Source organism: Streptomyces sp. NPDC031100 (assembly GCF_055570785.1).
In genome coordinates this window covers 56,362-78,933 of record NZ_JBVIGN010000015.1, presented here as the reverse complement: position 1 = coordinate 78,933, position 22,572 = coordinate 56,362, and the positions used below count along the sequence as shown (strand labels likewise).

Annotated in this window: 12 protein-coding genes and 1 pseudogene; 3 read left to right on the top strand and 10 right to left on the bottom strand. The window is 69.1% G+C overall.

Going from position 1 to position 22,572, the window contains the following annotated elements:
• Positions 1–81 precede the first annotated feature (81 nt).
• Positions 82–570, bottom strand: a pseudogene (tpg, locus tag ACZ5DS_RS34350) (telomere-protecting terminal protein Tpg); the annotation flags it as partial.
• Positions 571–1,396: 826 nt separating this feature from the next.
• Between tpg and ACZ5DS_RS34345 the strand changes: the two are divergent.
• Together ACZ5DS_RS34345 and ACZ5DS_RS34340 are read left to right on the top strand one after the other, a co-directional pair.
• Positions 1,397–2,197 carry a hypothetical protein gene (locus ACZ5DS_RS34345; RefSeq protein WP_468246414.1) on the top strand — a complete coding sequence of 267 codons (801 nt, stop codon included), beginning with the start codon at positions 1,397–1,399 and terminating at the stop codon, positions 2,195–2,197.
• Between the two features lie 142 nt (positions 2,198–2,339).
• Positions 2,340–2,567 carry a hypothetical protein gene (locus ACZ5DS_RS34340; RefSeq protein WP_138913360.1) on the top strand — a complete coding sequence of 76 codons (228 nt, stop codon included), beginning with the start codon at positions 2,340–2,342 and terminating at the stop codon, positions 2,565–2,567.
• A 168-nt stretch (positions 2,568–2,735) separates the two neighbouring features.
• On the opposite strand, the gene ACZ5DS_RS34335 is transcribed toward ACZ5DS_RS34340, so the two are convergent.
• Together ACZ5DS_RS34335 and ACZ5DS_RS34330 are read right to left on the bottom strand one after the other, a co-directional pair.
• Entirely contained in the window at positions 2,736–5,408 is a 2,673-nt protein-coding gene (locus ACZ5DS_RS34335) for a helicase associated domain-containing protein (RefSeq protein ID WP_468246411.1), read from the bottom strand.
• Complete coding sequence (locus ACZ5DS_RS34330) at positions 5,405–5,962, bottom strand: hypothetical protein (protein ID WP_468246410.1); 558 nt, start codon at positions 5,960–5,962, stop codon at positions 5,405–5,407. The genes ACZ5DS_RS34335 and ACZ5DS_RS34330 overlap by 4 nt, the downstream gene beginning before the upstream one ends.
• A gap of 690 nt (positions 5,963–6,652) precedes the next feature.
• On the opposite strand from ACZ5DS_RS34330, the gene ACZ5DS_RS34325 reads away from it, so the two are divergent.
• Positions 6,653–10,897, top strand: a complete 4,245-nt coding sequence (locus ACZ5DS_RS34325) for a hypothetical protein (RefSeq protein WP_468246407.1) — start codon at positions 6,653–6,655, stop codon at positions 10,895–10,897.
• A 128-nt stretch (positions 10,898–11,025) separates the two neighbouring features.
• Here the strand turns inward: ACZ5DS_RS34325 and ACZ5DS_RS34320 are convergent, their stop codons facing one another.
• From ACZ5DS_RS34320 to ACZ5DS_RS34290, 7 genes are all read right to left on the bottom strand, one after another.
• Entirely contained in the window at positions 11,026–11,895 is an 870-nt protein-coding gene (locus ACZ5DS_RS34320) for a hypothetical protein (protein WP_468246405.1), read from the bottom strand.
• 247 nt (positions 11,896–12,142) lie between these two features.
• The gene (locus tag ACZ5DS_RS34315) at positions 12,143–13,390 is read right to left on the bottom strand and encodes a nucleotidyl transferase AbiEii/AbiGii toxin family protein (RefSeq protein WP_468246402.1); all 1,248 of its coding nucleotides are present in this window, start codon (positions 13,388–13,390) and stop codon (positions 12,143–12,145) included.
• A gap of 398 nt (positions 13,391–13,788) precedes the next feature.
• A complete protein-coding gene (locus tag ACZ5DS_RS34310) occupies positions 13,789–14,658 on the bottom strand; it encodes an SMODS domain-containing nucleotidyltransferase (RefSeq protein WP_468246400.1) in 870 nt (289 codons plus the stop codon).
• 9 nt (positions 14,659–14,667) lie between these two features.
• On the bottom strand, positions 14,668–15,213 hold the full coding sequence (locus tag ACZ5DS_RS34305; protein WP_450213082.1) for an SLATT domain-containing protein: 546 nt from the start codon (positions 15,211–15,213) through the stop codon (positions 14,668–14,670).
• Positions 15,214–15,354: 141 nt separating this feature from the next.
• Positions 15,355–17,982, bottom strand: a complete 2,628-nt coding sequence (locus ACZ5DS_RS34300; protein ID WP_468246398.1) for an RNaseH domain-containing protein — start codon at positions 17,980–17,982, stop codon at positions 15,355–15,357.
• Positions 17,979–21,293 (bottom strand): DEAD/DEAH box helicase family protein, encoded by a 3,315-nt coding sequence (locus ACZ5DS_RS34295; RefSeq protein WP_468246395.1) that lies wholly within the window; start codon positions 21,291–21,293, stop codon positions 17,979–17,981. Before ACZ5DS_RS34295 ends, ACZ5DS_RS34300 begins: the two co-directional genes overlap by 4 nt.
• Entirely contained in the window at positions 21,290–22,441 is a 1,152-nt protein-coding gene (locus ACZ5DS_RS34290) for a restriction endonuclease-related protein (RefSeq protein ID WP_189942582.1), read from the bottom strand. Before ACZ5DS_RS34290 ends, ACZ5DS_RS34295 begins: the two co-directional genes overlap by 4 nt.
• Positions 22,442–22,572: the final 131 nt, after the last annotated feature.

Here is a 22,572-nt window from a genome sequence, read left to right as displayed (position 1 = left end):
GGCGGCGAGGAGGTCATCCGATTGAGAAGTCGGCGAACTCGACGTCGGTGAAAGCGATATGCAGGCCATGACGCGCCGGCCCCCGTCGCGGAAGTAGGCGTGCCCCAGCGCGCGGGCGAGGATCACCATCTGCTGCTGCTCACCCGCGCCAGCGTCCCGAGCGGCGAACAGCTCACGGGCCACCTCTCCTGGCAAATACTGAGTGATCCACCGCACCCGCGGATCGTCCGACGACCCTGCAGGCGCCGCGAACCCGAACCGTGCCCTGATGTGGAAGACGAAGCCTTCCGCTTCGGCCTGCGCACGCAGGCGAGCCTGTATCCGGGGCTGCCACCGCGCTAGGACCGCTTCCTCGATCGCCTGGACCTGCGGCGGACCCGGTGGACGCCGGGCTCCGGGCTTCTTCGTCACCCACCGCTGCACGGTGCGCTGCGACACCCCCAGCACGGTGGCGATCCTCCGGGTGGAACCCTGGTGCGCTACGAGCAGAAACCGCAGGCGGGCCTCGGTGCTTGAGGGTATGGGGCGGGTACGCAACGCTCGCTCCAGCCCCTGAGCGATCTCTCCCACGTCCGGTCTCCAGGTGGCTTGCCGACAGGGTCGGCTTCGCGCGGCCCCGGGATATCAGGTCTCCCACATGCGCCCACCCCTGCCCGCTGGTTCCGGCGTCTTCGGGGCAGCACCGGCCGACATCGGCTACGAGAGCTCCAGGGGCGTTCACGCCTCGTGCGGCTACTCCCAGGCGACCTGCCCACCGGGGCCCGGGCGGCGGGCAAGGCCTTCTGGTGGCGGAGCCCAGGCGGGACGGCCGGGCTCGGCTGCGGTTCGCGCGGTGGCGCGGGCCCGGAGCCCAGTGGGCGGTGCTTGGCCATCCGCTCAGTCGCCATAGCCCCCTCCCGACCCAGGCTGCCGTGCGGGCAGGGTCGGCGGGGCGGAGGGCGCGGTGGCGGCGTCCCGGTGGCCGAGCCGAGGTGCGCACGGAGCAGCTACCAGTCAAGGAGCCGCTGTACGGGCCCGCTGGGCGCCCCTCGGTAGGAGAGTGCCTGAAGGGCGTTCAGAGGGCCGCCTGCGGCCTCGCTGTGGATGCAGGCGAACGGAGCCAGCACGCGAAGCGGGGTCGGCGGCCGGAAGAGCGAGGTGGTCGGTCGGGTCCGCCGTCGTGCTGGGACGGCGGCGGCCGGGCATGCGGGTTGAGGAGCTGAGGCGTCCCCCATCCCAAACAGTAGTTATCCCAGTTGACCTTTCACCTGGGTCTCCCACCTGGATCTGTCACATGGCTCTTTCAGCGGCCCTCGCATACACCCGCTGGGACGTCCATGATCAGCCGCTGGTGCATCAGACATCGGTAGGCTGGATCGTTTGGGATCAGAGGGCCCAGCTGGCTACCTTCTGGGGCATGAAGACGACGACGCCCGCCAAGCGGGACGTGCAGGAGACGACTGCGACTGGGCGGGACACTCGTACGGCGGTCCTCACCCGTTCGATCCGGGCCAACGTGCCGCTGCGCAAGACCTTCGTCCAGGCGAACAAGGGGGCCGCCAGCCGCCATGGGCCCCTGAAGGACTTCGTGACCGGCAGGGACCTGCGAGGCCTCAAGGCCTACCTGATCATCGTGGCCGCGTGCAGCAACGGGGATAACGGCTGGTCGACCACGCACGACAGCGCGGTGTGGGCGCGGCTGATGGACATCCACGAGACCGCGACCGACCAGTCCGCCCGTACCGGTGCGTGGCGGGCTCTGCGCCGGCTGCAGGCGCGGAGGCTGATCGAGTGCAGCCGCAGCGGAACCATGATCACGGTCACTCTCCTGCGCGAGGACGGCAGCGGGAAGTCCTACGACCGCCCCGTGGGCGACACGGAGGAGAACCGTTTCCTGCAGATCCCAACCACGTTCTGGACGCTGGGCCGTGACGAGGTCCTGGATCTGCCGGCCCTGGCCCTGTTCTTGGTTGTCGCCCGCGAGAAGAACTGGTCGACCTTCCCTGCGGAGAAAGCCCCCGAGTGGTACGGCTGGTCCCCCGACACTCACGAACGCGGGCTGAAGAAGCTCGTCGCCCTTGGGCTCGTCGAGCGACGCGAGCACCGCACCAAGGCCCCGCTCTCCCCGCTCGGCTTCACCATGGTCCACCAGTACCAGCGCACCGCCATCACACGGCCGCGCAAGCCCAGGAAGACGGCCGCAGCTGCTGGGCGGTGATCCCGGCCGACTTGCGGGCCGCAACCCCGCCATCTCGCACTCTGCTGTCCGTCTGGCACCCCGCGACGCACGGGGTGTGGGCGCCTCGTGCGTCGCGTTCCGCCTGCGGACCGTCCGCAGGCATCCCAGGGAGGAAACCCTCATGTCCACCGGTACCAACCAGTCCCAGCAGCCGTCGGCCACGCAGCCCTCGGGCATGGACCCCGTGCTGCTTCTGGTGCTGGGGATCGTCTTCGTCCTGGTCCTGGCCGCCACGCTCTACCTGTGCCTCGTCCACCCCTCGTTGACCGGGCCGATCGGGGCGGTGGGCGGGGTGGCCTCGGCGCTGATTGCCGCGTTCGCCGTGGCATTCGCCCTGCGCCGGAGCTGACGACCGGCGGGCTGGGCGGCTGCGATTGTCAACAGGAGACCCTTCCGGGGCCTCGGCCAGCGGCAACCATGGGCTGATGGCACGAGGCCCACTCCAGGACGCTTTCCTGGGGCCTGGCCGTGTACTTCGGTGACCATCCGATTCACCGCCCGGCTGGCTAGCGGAGCATCAGGCCCATTGCATGCCGAGTTCTCGTAGTGCGTCCAGCTGTTCAGGGGTGAGCTTGTCGCGACGGGTCTTGGTGTTGGAGACCCATACGCCCAGCTTCACGATCACCGGTTCACTCTCGCCGTCGACCACGATTTCTTCGCTGTGGCCGCGCGGCACCGGCCGGTCCACGCCCTCTCGCTCTACCCACTGTGCGAGGGCCGCAAGGCCACGCTGGAACGCCTGCTGCGCCTTGTTCGGGCTCTTCGTCGCACGCGTGGCCGCCGCAGCGGGAGACGGAGCCTCAGCGGGCGTGATGCCCAGCCGGGACAGCCGCTCCTGTTGCTCGGTCGACAGCTGCGCCCAGATGCCCGGCTGCTTATGCCGCTGGAGCCACCGTCCGATGTCGTCGCCGTCCATGAGCACCCCGGCTGCGATGTCGGGCAGATGGCCGTCGGCGTCGACGAGGTCGGCGAGGACGCGGTAGTGGCGTTGCCAGTCCAGGGGCCACGGGCAGTCCCAGTCCGGGTCGATCGCGGTGAGCTGCGCCGCACGCTGCTCCGCCCGCTTCGGGTCCTTGCCTAGGCCGTTCTTCGCGCCCTTGCGCCGCAGGTTGGCCATGTGCTGCCCGACGGGCACCATTGCCTCGCCTTCGCCCCAGACCGCGTCCTGCCGGGGAGCGAGGTGTCCCGTGGCCCGCCGGTAGGACCGCAGCGCGGCGAGCTTGGTCTCCCAGGCTTCCTCGCCCGGTTCCCAGACCATCCCGGCCTCGGGCGCGTCCAGCAGTTCCTTGCGGTGGGGATCGAGTTCACCGGCGCGCAGCGCCTTCCGCTGCTGGTGTACCCACCGCCCCAGCGGAAACGCCTTCGTCACGCCCACCTCGACCTCAACGTCGTAGGGCACGGCGTAGAGGCCGGTGATCTTGTTCTCCTTCCGCCAGCGGAGCAGGGCTTGGTAGCCCTCCAGCCACACCAGGGACTCCGGCCGGTACACCCTCGTGCGCAGGAACGCCGCGATGGTGGCTGCGTCCCGGGGAGAGGAGAAGTGCAGCAGCGCAGACTCGACCGCACCATCGGTGTCGTCGTGCTCCTGGTCCTCGCCCACCTCGCCGCCGGCCCCGACGATCCGCCCGTCTTCGTCACGCCGGAAGTGCACCTTGCGCTGCCCATGGGTGAGGGCACGGGAGGCGAGTTGTTCGACGAGTCGTTCATCGTGACTGCGCAGGCCTTGGAGGACGGCTACAAGGGGGCGGAAGCTGGCAGAGGCGACCATGTCGGTCGGGTCCTCGCCGGGCTGGAGGAAGACGGGCACGATGATGCGGGCGACCTTGGTGGTGCCGTCGCGGTTGGGCCGGAGCGCGCGGCCGATGTTCTGCACGATCTCGACCTGGGAGCCGCGGGTGTCGGCGAAGCAGATCGCCTCCACGCCCCGCTCGCCGGTGATGTCCACGCCTTCCCCGAGCACGCGCACGGACGCCAGGAACGCGCGGTGGACCCGCCGGCCCGAGGCCTCGATGCCGTTGGCGAACTGGCGCAGCACTTCGCGCCGCTCGGATACGAGGTGGTCGCCGCACAACCACGCCGACCACACGCGGTCCGGGGGGACGTGGCGGTCGGCCTCGAGCTCGTAGAACTCCGCGTCGATCGACGACTTCGGGAGCCGGTCCGCGGCCGCCAGATCGTCGTTGGAGGCGTCGCTCACGTACAGCTCGGCTGCGGTCTGCGGCAGCTTTTCCGCGAAGGCGGCGGCTTCCTCGACCTTCTGGTGGAAGGTCATGACCGTACGCAGGTTGTGCGCCGCCGCGTGCTCCAGGAGGGCGGTCTGCAGCAGGGCCAGGCGCCGGCCCCGCTGCGCCTCCTCCGACTCCCCGAGCACGGGGGAGGGGTCGCGGATCTCCAGGACGTCGATCTCGAACGGGGCGAGGATCTCCCGCTCGATCGCCTCAGAGAGCCCGAGTTCGGCCAGCCATGACCCGTACGTGCCGTCCGGGTCGTCGGCCATGCTCGCGACCTCCAGCTCCTGGCCGTCCTTCCCGCGCTGCGGCCGGGGCGAGGCCAGGATGCGCGGGGTCGCGGTGAGGTACAGCCGGAAGTCGGCCGGGATGCGGGCGTTGTCGTGGATCGCCGCCCACGGACGGCCAAGATCACCGGCGGTGCCGTGCGCTTCGTCCACGATCGCCAGGTCGAAGCCGTCCATCCGCTGTCCGTACAGGCGCTCTCCGCCCGCCAGAGCGGCCTCCAGCGGCCCGCAAATGCGTCCCTGACCCATCGGGTCATCGAAGTCCTCGCGGTCCACGAGAGAGGCGTACGTGGCGAACACGATGACCGGCCCGTGGGCAGCCCACAGGGCGAGCTGGATGGGGTTGGTGGTGGTGCGCACGCCCAGCTCGTTCAGCACCGGGTCGTTCTCCAGCGAGCACACCGCGCCCATGGGGGAGCGGTGACCCACGGTCCGCCAGGCCTGGGCGGTCTGCACGAGCAGGTCCAGGGTCGGCACGGTCACGAGGATCCGGCCTTCGGGGAAGCACTCCAGTGCGCTCGCAGCGGCCATGATCGTTTTTCCAGAGCCGGTCGCTGACACGATCGTGCCACGGGCACCCTGAGGGGGCACAGATGACCTTGCAGGGAATCCGACCCATCTACGAAAGGCCGACTTCTGGCCGATCTGGTGTTTCTTGAGCGGAATCCTGCTCATCGACCATCCTTTTCTCCCGTGTCGTACAGCCAGCTGTCGTGAAGCCTTTCCAGTGCGGTTTCATCCTGGCCGTGCTTCGCCCAGATCCCTTCGAGCCAGAGCGGGGTCGTCTCGATCCTCTCGCACAGTGCAAAGCAGCCGGGCAGGTCGATCAGCACGAGCTCGCCCGCGAGCATGCCGCCGGGCCCGTAGCGATGCCACAGCCGCTCCAGCCGCGCCCGGTGCTCGTGCAGGTACGTGTCCAGCGTCTGCGGGTAGGTCTCCGGCTCCGCCAGGTGCACGGTCCGCAGGGCGATGTCCACGAGCTCCCGGGCCGACTCCTGGTCCCACTGCTTGGAACTGGTGCCGGTCACGGCGGCATAGTGCTGCTCGCACACGGCGAGGACGCGCTCGATGAGCTCCGCCGGCGCCTCACTCTCCTGGCCACGAAGGGAAGGCCGGCCGACACCCGTGTGCAGATCGGGCAGGGCGCGCAGTTCGCCGGTGCGGGCGCTTGCCTCCACCAGGTCCAGGCCGTGGTCGGCGAGGTGAGCCAGGAGCAGGCGGGACAGCATCTCCCCGTCCCTGGCGTACAGCTGAGCGTGCTCCTCTCCGCTGTCGGGGGAGACGATTGTCGTTCTTCTATGTAGCTACGACATCGGTACGCCGCTGACCTGCTCTGCTTGAAATACGGGGATAGTTTCTTGATCTTGAATGGTATGGCGCTTGAACTGGATTGGTTCTGCAGTGCGGTTGCTCGGGCGACGATTCGTATGCCCTGGAGCTGGGGTGTTGGAGTTAGAAAGAGGATGTCGTATCTAGATAGATAGTTTCTTTGCGGTGGGGAGAAGGAGGGCAGTGAGATTTTCCTGATCATCGGGTTGGTTGTGCTGCGCGTGGGTCCTTGGCGAGCTCGTGCTGATGGGCTGGGGGAGTAGGGGCGAGAAGGGGTCCAGCCGCCAGCCAGCCGCCCGTCTTCTGGAGGAGGAGAGCGCGCGCGTGATGCGCGCGCGATTCATGGTCACGCGCTGGGTGTGGTTGAGATTCTGCCGCCCCCCGCCCACCGTTCGTTGGCGTGGAGCGGATCAGGGCAGGGCAGGGACTGGTGGGGCGCTGCGGACTGGGTTGAGGAGCGCGGTCGAGGGGGTTGCGGTGGGGCCCCGGCAGTGGCGCAGTGCCTGCGGTTCGACGGAGGTTGGTGAGAGCCGCGCGTGGACTGGTGGCTGGACGGCCCTGTTGTCAGTGCGGGCTGAGAAGGTGGGGGAATGTTCAGTGATGCGGAGCGGGTTTTCGATGACGCGGTGAGGGTCGGCCGTGAGAATGCCGTCACCATGGAGATGGCTCGCCGCCACTGCCTGAACATGACGTTCACCGAGTTCGGCGGCCAGGGAGCGGCCGAGGCGGCGACCGGCTTGCCGATCAACATGCGGCGGGTGGGTTGCCTCGTGGCTCATGGTGGCGCCAGCGGGAACCTGTCCTGGATCGCTGGGGAGTTCTACGAACAGCACTGTGTGGGGTGTACTCATCGCCGTCCCACGGGCGACGTGCCGAACCTCGCCACGATGCTGGACGAACGAAAGGAGGCCGCGGCCAGGGCTGAGGAGGCCGAGCGTGCTGAAACGGCACGGCGCCACCGCGAGTGGGAGCAACGTGCCGAGCACCGTCGGGGCGTGCAGGCGTCGTCGGATACCGCGATGGCCAGTGCTCTCGACGATATCGGCGTCCTGGACCGGGAGCCTGGCACGGAGCGGGATGCGTCGGCCTGTGACGGTGGGCTGCGGCGGTTGACTGCGCTGGCGGAGCGGGCGCCGGAGACCTTCACCACCGCGGTGATCGAGCTGGCGCTGGTCCTGGTCGCCGACGTGCACGTCTCGGAACTGTTGACGCCGCTGCGGCACGTAGCCCGCGTCCGCAGCGACTATGTCGCGGCTGTCTTGCGGGCGGCCATGAACACGTTGAGGCGCGGCCCGGTTGAGGAGGCCGGCCGCTGTGTGGCCGACCTGCTGTCTCTTGACGATGTTGGCCAACTCGATGAGACGGCGGTCCGGTCCCTGGTGTATCTCGCTGAGCCGCGGACCCGGCGTTTCGGGTCCTACGAAGGCGGAACCGGGGACGCCAGCGGTCTTCGCGCGGCAGCGGGAGCTGCCCCTCAAACCGTGGCCGCTGTGCTGACCGGCATGCTGCCCGCCCCCCGACCCTCCGAGTCGCTTGTGGTGCCTGCCGGAGTGCGGCCCGCACCTCGGACGCGAAGAGAAGCCGAGACCGATCGGCGCGCCGCTGCGGCCGCCGTGCGGGCCCTGGCGTTCACACACGCGGACGTGGCAGGTCTGCTCGTGCCGTCGATGCTGCTGAATCTGGGCGTGGACGGTGACCACCACGACGACCCCGCGCCGGTGGGCACAATCCAGCAGGCTCTCGCCGCCTTGCTCGTCCTGGAGGTGGGTGACGTGCCTGCACAGCTTGAGCGGATCGGCGTTACAGCCGGAGACACCGTGCGCCAGCGTCTGTTCGGTGTCCTGGAACAAGCCAGCCGACTCATCGACCCCGAGGACAGATTCCGGACCGCCAGTGACCCTCAGCCCGATGAGAGCCGGCAGCGCACCGTCTTCGAGTATCTGCTCTCCGCCTGTCTGACCCGCATCGGGGGAGACTGGGGCGACGACGTACGCGTCCAAGCCGCGATTCTGACCGAGCAGCTGGCCCAAACCCATCCGGCCTGGGCCCAACCGCACCTTGCTGCTCTCCTGGGCGCGGCCCTGACCACTGTCGACACTCTGGAGTCGGCGGACACCGCACCCGCCCCGCTCCTGGCCACCCCCGAAACACTTCCGGCCCAGGTGCGGTTCCTCGAGCGGATGGCCTACCGGCAGTCCCTGGCGTCCAGCATCGGCAGGCTCCTGGACGCTCTGGAACACATCGCCTCCGTCGACGCAGTGGCCGTGTGCAGGGCGGTCATCGACACCATGGCTGACGAACGTGACAGCCGGCGCGAGCAGGTCATCGTGCCGCGCTTGCTGCCGCTCCTGGGAACGCTCGGACGACGTCACGGCGAGCACCCCGGCCTGCTGCGGATGATCCTCCCGATGCTGCACACCTACATCGTCGACTCTGACGTCGCCTCCCGGTCGGCCGCGCTGAGCGCGTGGGCGGACATCGGCGCCGCCCACCGTCTGCCCTCCAGCATCTCCGATCTCCTGCCGGCCCTGCTCGACGACCACTACATCGCTGTCATCGACGGCGTTCTCGACACCGCCATGCGTCTGGACTGGAGTGACGAGGACACCCTCCGACTTCTCATCTACGCGCTGCTGGTCTGCGCGCAGGTCGACATCGCCCGCTTCCCGGACACCGTCAAGAAGGCCATGGCGGCCGCCAGCCGACTCTCCCGCGGCGACGAGGCCCTGCGGACCCACGCCGAACAGCAGATCCTCAAACGCACCGCCGACCTTGACCGCTACCACCTGCGCGACGCTCTAAGGCGGGACTGGCTGCCGCAGACCACCGCCACCTTGGCCATGGCGAAACTGCGCCTGCGCCAGATGCGCGACCCCTACATCAACGACCGGTTCAACGCCCATGACAACCAGCAACTGTGCGCGTTGCTGGACTGCGGCCCGGGCCTGGCCGGCCTGGCGGTGGAGGATCTGCGGGAGGCCGCCCTCGAGCTGGGGCCGCACCGTGTGTTCGACGCGGCCGAATACGCCGAAGTCGCCTGGCGGGCCGCCCGCCCGGGGGATGCCGCCACCGTCATGAACGCCGTCCTCGAGACGATCCCGGACCAGCCTGCCTTCGCCGTCCACCGGGCACTGGCCTCGCTGATCGCGGCTGCGGCCGCGTTCGACGCAGCCGCAGCGACCGGAGGCGACACGAGCGCGGCCGCCATCGCGCTGACACAAGCTGCTCACACCCTCGGCGCAGACCGCGACGCGCGCGCTCTGGCGGACCAAGCCCGCACCCGCGTCACGCTCCGCAGCCTTCTCACGGGCCACACACCGGTACTGCCGGCCGCCGACACGGACCAGCAACCCAGCCCTGCCGACAGCGACCCGGCCGCCGCACTTCGCGCCCGCGCAACTCGACTACGCGCCACCGCGGACACACTCAGGGACCAGGCCCAGGAGGCAACGGCAACCGCTGCCTACGTGCGGTGTTTCGCCGGGCTGTGCGAGGTGGCCGCCTTCTTGGTCAGGCTCGATGCGGCCGAACTTGACGCCGACACCACCGAGATGACCGCGCTGGCCACCGCGGTCCGCCGCCGCGCAGCCGCCGCCACCACCGAGCTCGAGAAGCGATTTGCTGATGCCGACCCGCTGGCCGGACCCGTGCGGGCCGCCCTGGAGCGGGTGCAGTCCCTCACCGACGCCAGCGGCGTCGCGGACCTGCTTGCCCACTGGGCCACTCTGCCCCTGCCCCTGGTGATCGCCCGCGGTCCGCGCCGTACAGCGCCCGCCTCCCGCACGGCCGCCGCACACGGCGACCCGGACGAGGACCAGCCGGCTGTCGCCGTGGTACTGGCCAGCCTGGACGGACACCTCGTCACCGGCCCGCAGGTCCTGCGCCCCTCAACGGTCTACGAACTCCGCCTCGACGTACGCACCGGCCCCTGGCCGGAATGGGCCGAGACCCTCGAAGCCGAACTCCTCAGCCACCTCACCCCCAACGAGGCGGAAACGCCCGCCTACTTCTGGCCTCGCCCGCCGAGCCCGGTGGGCATGATCACGCTCACCGCCACCGGTACACTCATTCTCCGCTTCGGGCTCCCCGCAGGCAGCCCTGCTCCACCGTTCCTGGTCAATCTGCGCTGGCGCGGCACACGAGACGGCAAACCAGTCACCCAGAGCCTCGACGTCGCCGGACACCGCGAGCTCCGCTGCCGGCCCTTCGACGCCTCACGCGACTTTCTGACCAACTTCCCCGTCTTCGACGAACGGCTGCTCGCCCTCTACGAACGTCTCCACCACGCCGGCTACGACGAGGGCCAGCTCCAGGCGTTCTGCCGCCTGTTCACCGCCATCTGCCGCACAGGGCTCACCATGACGTGGAACAAGCAGTACAAGCGCGGCAGCCACGTGACAGAACGCAAGTTCCACGACGACCTGTACAGGGAACTGCAGGCGGAGCCGGAACTCGGCGGCCGCCTGGAGCGCGGCAGCCCCCTCGCGCTCGGCTTTCTCGACGTCCGGCACGACGGCATCACCGCCGAACTGAAGGTGGAACGCAAAACCCCGGTCACCGAGGAGAGCGCCCCCAAGTACATGGGACAGCCCACACAGTATGCAGCCGCCGACGGTGCACGCCTGTCGATCCTGTGCATCCTGGACATGAGCCGCAAGACATCCCCCGTCGGCGTGCCGGAGAATTACCTCTTCACCCTCCAACCCGCGCTCCACGGCCTCACCAACCCCGAGGCACCGTCCCTCGTCGCAGCCATCGTCGTCAACGGCAACCTGCCAACCCCCAGTTCATGGTCGCGCCGCAAGACACCCACACTGCCCACCTCATCGCCCTGAACCGATTTGATATCCGGCACGTCCGCAAACGCGCGCAGACGCAGTTGCGAACACCGCATCGTGCAGCTGCTGCTCGGCTCGGGGCTGCGACGGCAGGAGGGCGGGTGAGAGACAGTCGCCGACGGCGACTACGCGCCGCTGAAGATCTTCCCGAGCCTGATCTCCCAGAGGTCGCGCTCCAGCTTCCCCCAGCCCATCACCTGATGGATCCGGCGGTACGCCTCCCGGAACGCGACGATCGCCATCTGGACCGTGCTGTCTAGAACATCAGGGTCCGAGTGCCAGTGCAGCATGCTCTGGCCGGTTGAGGAGACACCCGGCGCCATGAAGTTCATCAGTCCGTAGAGCTCGCCGTGGGTCACCGTCGAATAGACGCGATAGACCGACTCGGCCGAGGCGTTCGCGGGCAGCGCCGCCTTGAACATCCGGGCGGTGCCGGCGGTGGCCGACGGCGCCTGCTCCCCCTCGATCGCCGGCGAGTATCCCGGACCGGGCTGTTGGACGTCGAGGTCTGTGATCCGCTGCAGCACCCGGGACTCCTGCTGGAGCGCGTCGGTCACTGCCCGGCTCGCCTGCATGTTCTGGGCGACCTGCTTCGCGCGGCGCGCGCTCTTCAGGCTCAGCGCCAGCTCCCGGCACACACGCCGGCGCACACCGATGCCCGGCTCCATCAGCCACCACACCGTCGACGCGATCTCGACCGCGGACCTGGCGACGACCGTCGGCCCGATCACCGGCACGCGGTCGCCAAGCAGCTGTCGCAAGGCTCCCAGATCGTCCAGGACCGCATCCATCATGAGATTCGCCGCCGCATACGCGGTCCGGGGCGGCCGATTCCCCCAGGGTCCGTTTAGGCCCGTCTCGCTGTTGGCCAGCTCGGCCTCCGCCTGCGATGCCGCACCAGGAGTCCACGCCGGCTCCCGCACGCCCCGCTCGCCGAACGCGAGCGTTGCCTCAAGAGCTTCCCGATTCTGAGTGATCACCACCTGATGATCCATTTCCGGCATCTCCCCACATCGCCTGCGCAGACCGCCCAGTCTGACAGCGCGGCCTTCGGTCACCGAGGGAATCTCCCTGTACGCCCGGGCCCCGGCGCGGCCCCGGCCTCGGCTGCCGCCAGTTCGCGCCGCACCCGCCTCTCGGCTGCGACCAACATCATCGAGCAGCACGGCGGCACGGCCCCCTTGACCATCGGCACCGGCCTCAGTGTTCCGCAGGCAGCGGGCAGTCGTGGCTGTGGGCCCGCTACCGCCGTCGTCCCCGGCGCGCTCTGGGCCGGGCCGCGGCTGGGCGGCGTCCGATGGTGCGGCCGCGGCTGAAGCCGAGACGGTCGCTGAACTCACCGGCCTTGGCAAGTTCGACCTCGTACCGCGGCTCGAAGTGCTCGTCCGTGACGCTCAAATCACTGATCCGGTGGTGGAAGAAGGACTTGACGCCGGGACGGGAGCGTCCACCGGTGCGGTCGTAGACGTACAGGTACTCCTGGCCGACCCCGTCCGTGCGCCGCTTGAAGCGCAGGGCGTAGGGCTCGACCAGGCGCCGGTGTCCCTCGTAGGTCACGAGCATCAGTTTCCGCTCGGCGCCCGCTTCCATGATCGGCGTGCGCAGGTGCGCCGGATAGAAGGCGGCCTGTGCGTTGTGGCCGCTGCGGAAGTCGGCGAAGAGCAGGTCCAGTTCGCTTTTCCAGCGTGCCACCGTGCTGGTGAACTCCGGCAGGCTGTCACGGGCGCAGGTGATCGTCGTGTCCCACAGGGACTGCATGCTGTCGAAGGGAATCGCAGTGAGCAGGTTCAGGGCCGCGGCCGGGCTGGGCGAGAAGATGGTCTTCCGGAGGAACGTGCTGACCAGGGTGCGCCGGTTGACGGGGATCTCGCTGTTGACGAACGTTGAGTAGGTGAGGTCGAACAAGTCGCGAATGGAGCGGCGTTGCAGGAGGCACTTGAGCTTGTCCGCAAGTGCCTCTTCCAAGCTGATCACCGTCAGGTCCGCGGTACAGGCTGCCTGGTCGCTGTATGGGTGGATGAGCGTGCGCGACTGCGCAGGGAGCTGAAGACGAGTGAACTCGGTGACGTCCAGGTGCAGGCTCACCGGCATGCTGCTGGTCGTGCCGTAGAAGTCGGTGAAGAGCAACTGGTAGGTGTAGACCGTCTGTTCGCGGTTGATCCTGTCCCTGCTGAGCTGCTCAGTGCGATCGAGGTGGAACTGGACTCCTGTCCTGGCCTGCGCCATCCGCCCGATGTCGTTGAGCGCTTCAAGGAAGTCTTGGGCGTCGACGGGGCCGGGGGAGGCGAAATCGAGATCCTCGGAGAAGCGCGTGGTCCCGAAATACCCCTTGCGCAAGGCGTTTCCGCCTTTGAGGACGAGACGATCTGCGAGCCGGCTCTCTCCGTAGAGCCCGGCGAGGAACCAGCCGAAGACGTAGTCGCGCTGCACGTGGGACGGGTCGACTCCGAGTTCCGCGCTTCTCGCGTCGATCTCGTCGCGGCTGATCATGGAATTCTCTCTCGGTACGTGCTGACGGCGCAGATTCCTCAGGCGACGCACAGGCGTAACCACGATACCGGCCCTCGGCCGGAGCGTTGGACGGCGAGCAGTTCTCGCAGATGCACCGCGCCAGGCTTGCCGGTGCCGGTGAGCCGCCGACCGCACGGGCGCCGGGCCCAGGGGACGGCGCCTCGCTGTCGGGCCCGCCCCCTGGACCGGACGGTGTGCACGCCGCCGTGCCGCATTCGGTCCCGCACCGTGCTCGACAAGGCGAACGCGAGTGGGCTGCAATGACCACGGAGGACGATTCCAAGGACGCCTCCGAGTCACTCACCGAACCGAGTTGAGATACAGCGCGGATCACTCATGCCGGCCGATAGAGTCGACTGGGCCATCCGTGAAGCAGATCAGCGGCTGGGGAAACGGCCCCCGAAGAGGAGACTGAGATAGGTGAACGCGGTGGCGTGATCGTCCTTGTGATAGGCGTCGAGTGCCTTCCTGGCGCGGATCGCTCCCGTCCTGAGCTTGGAGAGTGCCTCTTGGCGAGTCGCATCGCTGGAGCATGCGGCGAAGCGTCCGGCCTTGTTCTTGGGGTCGTTCATGGCGGCGAGCTGATGGCCATCCAGCTTCTCCAGAAGACCGCATATATCCCAGATTGCGATGAAGTTCGGCTCACCCGCCATATGCTGGGCGGCGCGCATCTCCAGGTAGAAGGAAGAGACCGGCACGTTGTTGTAGTACTTCCAGGCCTTGGCCAACCGTGCGAGCTTCTTGGCGCCGCCGGCCGCAGCAGGCCGCTGGTTGACCTCGTTCACGTACTCCAGGTGGGCCGTGGGGGCGGAGTCCATCCAGCCGCCGGCGGCTCCGGGGATGTCATAGACCGACGTGTCACCGCCGCGGAACGTGAGAAAGGCCGGAAGGACCTCCCACGTCTCGGTGCCGGCAGCGAAGCGGACCTGGACTGTGGGGCGTCGTATGACGACCTCGGTGGAGGGGAAACTCGCCTGCAGTGCCGATTTCACCCAGCCCAGGGCGGTGTCCGAGCTGTTCGGGCGACCGGCCTTCAGGCTGGCCAGAAGATCCACATCGCAGTGTCCGCGGACCCCCGTCCCATGAGTGAACGATCCTGTCTCCCTGAACAGCGACACTCCGAAGGCCGCGGCCTGCAACGAGGCCTCCACACTGCGCCGATGGCGCGCTTTGGCGTCACGCTCACTTACGGTGGGCGTCAACTGCTGCAAGAAGAGGTCGAACCCCTGATTTACGGAGAGTGCCATGTCTGCTCTCTAGTGCGCTTCGGACCGGTTGGCGGACGCGTCGGTTGCGTAGGACTGGCCGCCGTCGTCGATATTGGCCTTGCCTCGCAGGTAGGCGCGTCGGCTGGGCGGTTCGGCGGTTTTGTTCTGTTCGTCGCGTCGTGCTGTGAGTTCAGCCAGCGCGCTACGAGCCTCTTCCACGGTCCATGCCGGGAGATCGATTTCACGGGCCTGGCGAGCGGCGGTTTGGATCTCGAGATAGGCGTTGGCTGCCGCGGCGGCCTGGTTCATCCGATGGGATGCGTTGATGGTGGTCAAGATGGCCCCCAGGACAGCGGCAGCGAGGGCAACCAGCCCGGCGATCACACGCCCGGCGGCCGTCACCAGGGCCGTGGCACCGGCGATGGCTGCCAGACCACTTGCCGGGACACCCAGCCATAGATTGATGAGGCGCCAACGCTTGGCTTGCTCGAACTGAGACTGCGCGCTGTACTTCGCACTCTCCTCGAGGCGTTCCAACTCGTCTGAGATGGCCTGGCGGCGTTCGGCTTCGGTCGGCGGGGAGGTTTCCGGCATGAAGGAACGCTACCGGTAGGCACTGACATCAACGCTCGCGCTCACCGCTTGCACTCAGCGCACGGGCCGCCTGTGAGGCCCCGCGCTGCCCGTGATGGAGCTGGCCGGACGGCCTCGGCCAGCGCCCATCGGTTGGTGCCGTCACCCCTGCTCGAGCCCGTCGTCTTCGCTGGCGGCAATGTACCGGGGATGTTTCTCGTCCGCGTTGCGTGCGAGATGGAGTGGCAGGGGCAGCAGGGTGCGGCCGCTCCAGCTGGCGGATTGCTGGGAGAGGCGGGCCGCGAGCCCGACCAGCCGTTCCTCCTGCCAGGTGCCGGCCCGGGCGACGGTGTACTCGGTGCGGGTGATGGCGTGGAAGTCGGTGCCGAGCTTGCTCTGCGAGGTTTCTGGCAGGGTGCGGCGGGTGTAGTCGGTGCCGGTGCGCTGACCGCCCTTGTGCTGCCGTGTCTCTGCGGCGAACAGCCAGGAGTTGACCCCGCCGTGGTCCGAGACGTAAAGGATCTTCTCGGGCATGGCCGCCTTGTCGGCGTCGCCGGGGCGTTTGCTGCTGCCGCCGACGCGGTGTGTGGGGCGTGGGGTGCGGCTGCCGTGCGTGACGCGGACGACGGCGATGTCCCGGCCGCGGGCGGCCAGGGCCAGCCCGGGCAGCAGCCCGTCGCCCAGGGTGGGATTCGCCAGGCCCGGCCACAGGTCCCGGTGCTGCTCGGTGAAGACCACTACGCCGCGATCGCCGGGCAGTTGCGCCAGGGCTTGCTCCACATGATCGCGTACTCGTGCGGGCCCGCCGGTCTCGTCGCGCAGGTGATGGCCGGGCAGGCCGATCGGTCCGGCATGGTGGCGGGTGCGGCCGATTGCCAGGGGCAGCCACTGCTGGCCGCTGTACATCAGGGCCGGCCAGTACCTCTCGTCAGGGTGGTGCGAGGCTTGCAGCGCGACCAGGGTGACGGCCAGGACCGGGGGAGCGGTGGCGCGGCCGCGGATGCGGGGGAAGCGGTGCAGCCGTGTCCACAGACCCACCAGCCAGGTCCGCCGGTCCAGTGCGGTGTCCCGGGCCAGGGGGTGGCAGGCGGCGGCCGCCAGCCGGTCGTCGATGACGCCGCAGTCTGTCAGCAGCCCGCCGGTGGCGATCTGTGCCGCGGCGTCTTCCTTGCGCGTGATGGGCGGCGGTTCCTGGTCGTTCCTGGCCGCGCGGGAGCGGGCGATCTTTTCGGCGAGGTTGGGCTGGTAGAGGTCGCCGAGCGAGGCCATGGTCAGAAACTGCGACGGCAGATCGCGGCCGGCGAACAGCGGCTTGAGCGCCGTCTTGGCATCCGCCTCACCGCGGGCCGGCAGGGAGGTCTCGACAAGGGTGGCGACGAATTCGCCCGGATCGGAGGGCCGCAGCATCGACAGACCGTTGAGGACCGGGGCCCGGTTGTGCGGGCCGTGCCGCACGAGTTCGGGAACCCGCACCGTCATCAGCTGCAGTCCCGGTGCCAGCACGGTGGTGTGCCCGTCCTTGAGTGTCTCCACCTCCGGCTGGGCGAAGTCGCGGGCCAGCTGGGCCAGGATCCGCTCCTTCCACGCCCCGGTTTCATACAGGGCGACGATCCGCAGGCTTTGGAAGCCGGCTGCCACAACGGCGGGCAGGATCTTGTCTGGGGCCACCACCGGAGACGGTTCGGGCGACAGCCGGGGCACCCTGACGCTGCTGCCGGTGTAGGTCAGGGGGGCGGCGTCCAGCATCCTGCTGGCGTGCTCCTCCAGCCGGCGCATCAACCGTGACCCCGCCCCCTTGCCGATGGGGTGCACGGCGGTGGTGTGGATGCCCCGCACCGGCCCGGGCTTGTCAAAGTCGACTGCGAACGGGTCGGGCAGCGGCGCGATCCCGCAGGCCTCGACGATCTGCGCGGTCGCCCCCTTGTACTGCGCCGACTTCAGCGTCCACTGGCCGTGATCGTCCTTGGCCCACCGCAGGTGCACCGGCGCCTTGAGCACGATGTCGGGGTTGGCGGGATGGCACACATGCGCGTTCTTTACCCCGTACCAGCCGGTGGCGATCCGCGCGGTGCGCGCCTCCAGATGCGCGACCAGCATTCGGCCCCCGGGAGCCGGGTCGACGTCGATGTGGATGCGGTCCATGGCGTGACCCACACGGCGGCGCCGCTCACCGGTGGCCTCGTCGATCCAGCTCGCCTCCCGCTCCATCGGCTGCGCCCACGTCAGCAGGTCGCCTTCCGATTCCAGGACCAGCGCAAGCGGCTCGGCCAGCGTCTCGACCTCCCACGGTTCGCGGCGCAGCAGCTGGGCCAGCCGCCAACTCGCCACCCGAAAAGCCCAGTTCGGTCCCGTGACGCGGCCCTCAAGGTCGCGGTGCAGCACCTCCTGCAGCGGGTGGGGGCCGCCTGCCTCGTCGACCAGGTACTGGCTGAGCGTGTCCTGGCCCTCCCAGCCGGTCAGCCGGCCCTCCCATTCCCGTACCAGCCGCCGCCACACCGTGAAGTCGAGCGGCTCCGACGTGACGATCAGAGCCCGCCTGGTCCACGGCCCGGTCAGCGGCGGGCGTTCCGGGTCGGTGAACACCAGCCGCCGTCCCGTGACCGCGCGGGCCGCCGTCGCAAGCGAGGCGGTCGGGCGCTGCGCGTCGAGCGAGCGCGGCTTGGGCAGCCGTGCCCAGGCCTGGCTGAACTCCTCGGGCAGCGGATACACATACACCTCGCCCATCAGCTCGCCGGTCAGTGCGAACGACAGGGTGCTCAGCGCACTGGGGCTCTTGGCGGAGCGGCTCACGGCGTCTCCCCGGGAAGGTCGTGGTCGGCCAGGCTTAGAAGGACATCGAGGGTGGAGCGGTAGATCCGGTCGATGAGGTCCCATTCATCGCGCCGCTGCCACTCTGCGCGCAGCGTGGACAGCAGGTGGGGGAGGGTGGAGTCGGTCGCGGTCTCGGTGAACGCGGCGTCCGCCAGATGCAGGCGGCCGTGGTCTCCGCCACGGCGGGTGCGGCCGCCGAGCTGGATCAGACGGGTGAGGATCTCCGCCACGATCGCGGTCTTCACGTCTTCGCCGAGGTCCTTGAAATAGTGCGAGCCGCGCCGGATCTCCTCGAACGTGCGTCCGGCGGACAGCCGCAGCTGCTCAAGGGCCGCGGCTGGCTCGCCGCCGGGCGGAGGCGCGTCACGGTAGGCCAGCGAGTTGACCATGGCTAGCAGCACGGCCGGCTCTTCCATCACCAGCACCGGCCGCACCACCAGACAGGCCACGTGCAGCAGCGACCGCCCGCCCTGGTCGACGATGTTCAGGCCCCGCTCCACGCGGGCCATGGGCGCCAGCAGGAACCGGCACCGCCCGTGACCGACATGGAAGGGGAACTGCTCCAGCCGGTCTGCCGGGACGGGCACCCAGCCCGGGGGGTGTTTCTCGTAGCGCGGCACCTCCTGCGGCCGCACCGCCACACAGATCTCCCCGGCCGGCGCGCCGGCCGAGATCAGCCCCTGCGCCAGCAGCGGTCCGGCGTGGTAGGCCTCGAACGCCACCAGCACGTGCGCCCGGTGCGCTCTTGCCGGATCAGCGGCCACCTCCGCCAGCTCCGCGTCCAGCCGCGGCCACAGGGCCGCACCCATCTCCTGGTACGCGTCCTCGCGCCGCTGTCCGCGCAGTCCCGAGATCCGTGCCCATTGCCCGTCCTCGTGCTGCACCTTGTCCAGCACGGCGCTGAGACTGCCGTTGACGTCGTCCGGCACGTACCACGACGGCGGTGTGAGCAGATGGTGCCGCGGGGCGTGCGGCATGTGCGCGGTCGCCGACAGCCCGATCACGACACGCCGTCGGCCGCCGTGCGCCAGCGCCGTGACGTCGCCCAGATAGCTGATGTGACTGTGCGGGTCACCCACGAAACTCTTGAGGGTAAGGGTGGTTGCCGCCAGGTCCTGGTCGTTGAAGTGCTCGCTGAACGCAAACAGCGGCCGCCCCAGCGGCCCGTAGGGCGCCGCACGCCACGGCACGTGCGACGACAACACCTCCGCCAACTCATTGGAGGCCGTCATCCCCGCCCCCTGCAAGGCAGGTGCCACGCCCACGATCTGTCGCAAGATCTCGCGGCTCTTCTCCAGGAAGGCCCGCCGCGCCGCGTACTGGACGAGATCGGTCACGTCCTCCGGCGGGGCATCCTGCGCAGTGTCCTTCGGCGAGTCGTCCCCGGCGGCCGCATCCTGCGGCGACGGGTCTGCGGTGACCTTCCTGAACCGGTCGGTGAGTTCGGCGAGGGTGTCGGCGCTCAGACTGCCCTCGTCCGACAAGTCGGTCAGCGACGACAGGACGGCCCGCAGTTCCTCCAGCCCTTCGACCTCCTCGCTCTCGTCCAGCTCGCCGGTCTTGCTGAACAGCCGGTTCACGGTGCGCATGTGCGCTTCGCTGGGCCGCTCCCCGGGTTTCAGTTTGAAGATCCGGTGGGCCAGCATTGCATCCCACCGCCGCGGCACCACCAGTCTGCGCCGCTCCCGGTCCGGGGTGATGGCCCCCCGCGCCAGGTGCGACACATACGTCTCGGCCAGCCACGACAGCCGCTTGATCTTGGGGTGCAGATACTCCTCGACCTCACGGCTCAGCCGCAGACAGTGACGGCTGAACTGCTCCTCCAGCTCGCGTACCGGGCTGCTGGCCGACCCGTACCGGGCCAGCAGGACGCTCTTGGCGCTCTCATCGAACGCCTTGGCCTGCAGCGCGTCGACCTCGTCCATCATCACCACATGCGCCCGGCGCAGCAGCAGTTCCTCCACCGTCACATCCCCGCGCTCCACACCGCAGTCGGCCAGCGGAACGTGGATGCGCCCGATGAGGAAGTTGGTGTGATTGGTGATGAGGATGTCCGCGTCCAGCGCGGCACGGTGGTGACGGAACTTGCCGCAGGTGGCACGCCACGGACAGCACCGTGTCTTGCCGGAAGAGTCCTTGAGCTGGTCGCACGGTTCGTTGCCGGGATCCCACAGCTCCACGCCCCGCGACTCGGGCGCCGCGTGCGCGGTCAAGGCGCAGCTGTAGGACATTTCCCCGAACACCCACTCGCGGTGCTCGGCATCGTCGTGCACGCTGCCCGCGGTGTCCTCGGCGAGCTTTTGCATGCCGCGGGTGGAGATCAGCGGCACCACCACCGGCAGCCGGCCTCTGTGTTCTTTCTTGTCTGTCCGGCGCAGGGTCTTCGCGTCCCGGCGCAGCCGTGCCACCGCCTGCATCACCTGCGCGTTCTGCGGCACCACCACAGCAGCCGTCAGACCGCGCCGCGCACACCACAGGGCGATCAGCTCCGAGGCGATGTTCTTTCCCAGCCCGGTAGGGGCATGCAGCACATGGGTGGCTCCCGCCTGCGCATGGAACTCCTCGCCCAGTGCCGAGCCGTCCGCATGGTGCAGATGCTCTCGCAGGTCCGCGACGGCCTTCACCCGGTGCTGCTCCCCGTAGGCGGCGTCGAGCCGCTCGGCCAGCTGCTCCAGGTCGCTGAGGGGGATCCGCAGATCGTCAAGGTCAGCGCCGTCCTGCAACACCGCGGCCGCAGCCTTCCCGGGCTCAGCAATGCGCAGGTCGTAGTGGACGCCGACGGCTCGCCGCGACGGGCTCAGCGGGTCGTTAATCCGCAGTTCGGAGAAGTAGCGCCCGGGCGCGGCCGGCTGCCGCCGCCGGGCACGGGCAGCGCGCGCCACATGGCCGTCGATCTCCGCCAGCAGACCGTCAATGCGCGCGCCAGAGTCGGATGCAGGCATCACCACGACCTGCCCGTCCTCGTCGGCCGCAGCGAACTCCGCTCCTGCGCCGGCCGCCGCCACCCGGGCGGCCTCCTCACGGAAAACACTGCGGTGCGCCAGCGAGGCGGGACGCCTGCGCAGCAATCGTGCCACCCGTAGCCGGTCATCCTGGGACAGCGCCGGCCACTGCTCCCACCAGGGCAGATGCCCGGACAGCAGGAAGTGAGCGTCGTCCAGACGGGCCACCTGCCGCCACGCGGACTCCTCCTTGGGGGCCCGATTGGGAAAAAGCCGGGCCGCCAGCAACACGGAGGCCCGCACCACCAGCGGCACCGTGACGCTTCCGCTGCCGGCCGTGCCGCTCATGCCGCCCCCCGCTGCAACTGGGCGCTGATCAGGCGTTTGAACGACGCCACCGTGTGCACGGCGTACCCGTCCGGCTCCAGCGCCGCACGCAGCGGCTTGACCTGCTCCGACCGGTAGGACGGCACCACGATGGTCTTCGCCCGCGGAGGCCGGTCGATGATGCTCTGCTCGTTGGCGACGTCCTTGACATCGACCAGGCACCGCCCGTCCGGCAACGTCACCCCGATGTCCCAGGAGTCCATCTCACCCCAGCGCTCCACCTCCAGCCCCTTGCGCTCCAGCCACCGCATCAGATCCACCTCGGTCAGCCCCGGCACGGTCAGATGACGCCACACCGGCCAGTCCAGGCACAGCACACCCTCACCGCGACGCGCAGCCAGTCCCGGGGGCCCGTTCACCACCTCGGGCGGATCGCTCAGACGCCGTCCCGGCCGCAGCAGCACGCGGGCCTTGCGCTGGTGCGGCAGAAAGTCGCAGCGCAGCAACTCACCCGTTAGCCGCATCGGGTACGCACACACCGGGCACGGCCACCACCACACCGCACCCCCTCGCACGCAGCTGCGCTCCGCCGGCAGCGGCCGGTAGACCTGCATGCGCGCACCCCCGCGCCGCGCGTACTCCTCGAGAATGCTGTCCTCGGTACCGGTGGGGACCTCCACCAGCATCAGCCGACCGGCGACGTACTGCGCCTGGCTGCCGCTGGCCAGCTGCCGGTAGATTGCGTGTTCCGTCTGCTCCGCCGTCTGCCACGACCAGGTCGGCAGCCAGTCCCGCCCGCCGTCCAGTCCGCCGGTAGCAGGGTCGAAGAGCACCTCGAGGTAGGAGCAGCCGACTTCGAAGGCTTCCTCGGTCAACTGGGCGGACTGCTGGTCGTGTCCGTCCTCCAGAATCACCAGGTCGCCCATCTCGGCAGGCAGGGCGGACCAGTCCAGAGGGATCCACGACCGCAGCGGACGAGTGAGGTTGCCGATCAGGCCGGCAGGTGTCTCGGGACCGGCGCCCAGTGGGAGGTGCCCCAGGATGACGCCGTGCATGCAGGAGATCTCACGCCAGGCCCGCGGCTCTTCCAGCCGCCGGGTCCAGGCCACCCCGGCACGTAACGCTGCACTGATCACTTTCCGCCCGAGGGCGTACTGAGCATCGCTCATCGCGAGGCCCCCTTTCCACACCCCACCAAAGGTTTTGGGGCTGCACGGGTTCGGAAACCACAGCCGAGACCGTACAAGGGGCCACTGACACACGCGGGTTGAGATCCGACAAATGATCAATTCAGACCTTG

Excerpts from the sequence above, each read along its gene's own strand:
- ACZ5DS_RS34345 (WP_468246414.1), top strand. The coding sequence starts at position 1,397 with ATGAAGACGACGACGCCCGCCAAGCGGGACGTGCAGGAGACGACTGCG.
- ACZ5DS_RS34340 (WP_138913360.1), top strand. The coding sequence starts at position 2,340 with ATGTCCACCGGTACCAACCAGTCCCAGCAGCCGTCGGCCACGCAGCCC.
- ACZ5DS_RS34335 (WP_468246411.1), bottom strand. The coding sequence starts at position 5,408 with ATGAGCAGGATTCCGCTCAAGAAACACCAGATCGGCCAGAAGTCGGCC.
- ACZ5DS_RS34330 (WP_468246410.1), bottom strand. The coding sequence starts at position 5,962 with ATGCTGTCCCGCCTGCTCCTGGCTCACCTCGCCGACCACGGCCTGGAC.
- ACZ5DS_RS34325 (WP_468246407.1), top strand. The coding sequence starts at position 6,653 with ATGTTCAGTGATGCGGAGCGGGTTTTCGATGACGCGGTGAGGGTCGGC.
- ACZ5DS_RS34320 (WP_468246405.1), bottom strand. The coding sequence starts at position 11,895 with ATGGATCATCAGGTGGTGATCACTCAGAATCGGGAAGCTCTTGAGGCA.
- ACZ5DS_RS34315 (WP_468246402.1), bottom strand. The coding sequence starts at position 13,390 with ATGATCAGCCGCGACGAGATCGACGCGAGAAGCGCGGAACTCGGAGTC.
- ACZ5DS_RS34310 (WP_468246400.1), bottom strand. The coding sequence starts at position 14,658 with ATGGCACTCTCCGTAAATCAGGGGTTCGACCTCTTCTTGCAGCAGTTG.
- ACZ5DS_RS34305 (WP_450213082.1), bottom strand. The coding sequence starts at position 15,213 with ATGCCGGAAACCTCCCCGCCGACCGAAGCCGAACGCCGCCAGGCCATC.
- ACZ5DS_RS34295 (WP_468246395.1), bottom strand. The coding sequence starts at position 21,293 with ATGAGCGGCACGGCCGGCAGCGGAAGCGTCACGGTGCCGCTGGTGGTG.
- ACZ5DS_RS34290 (WP_189942582.1), bottom strand. The coding sequence starts at position 22,441 with ATGAGCGATGCTCAGTACGCCCTCGGGCGGAAAGTGATCAGTGCAGCG.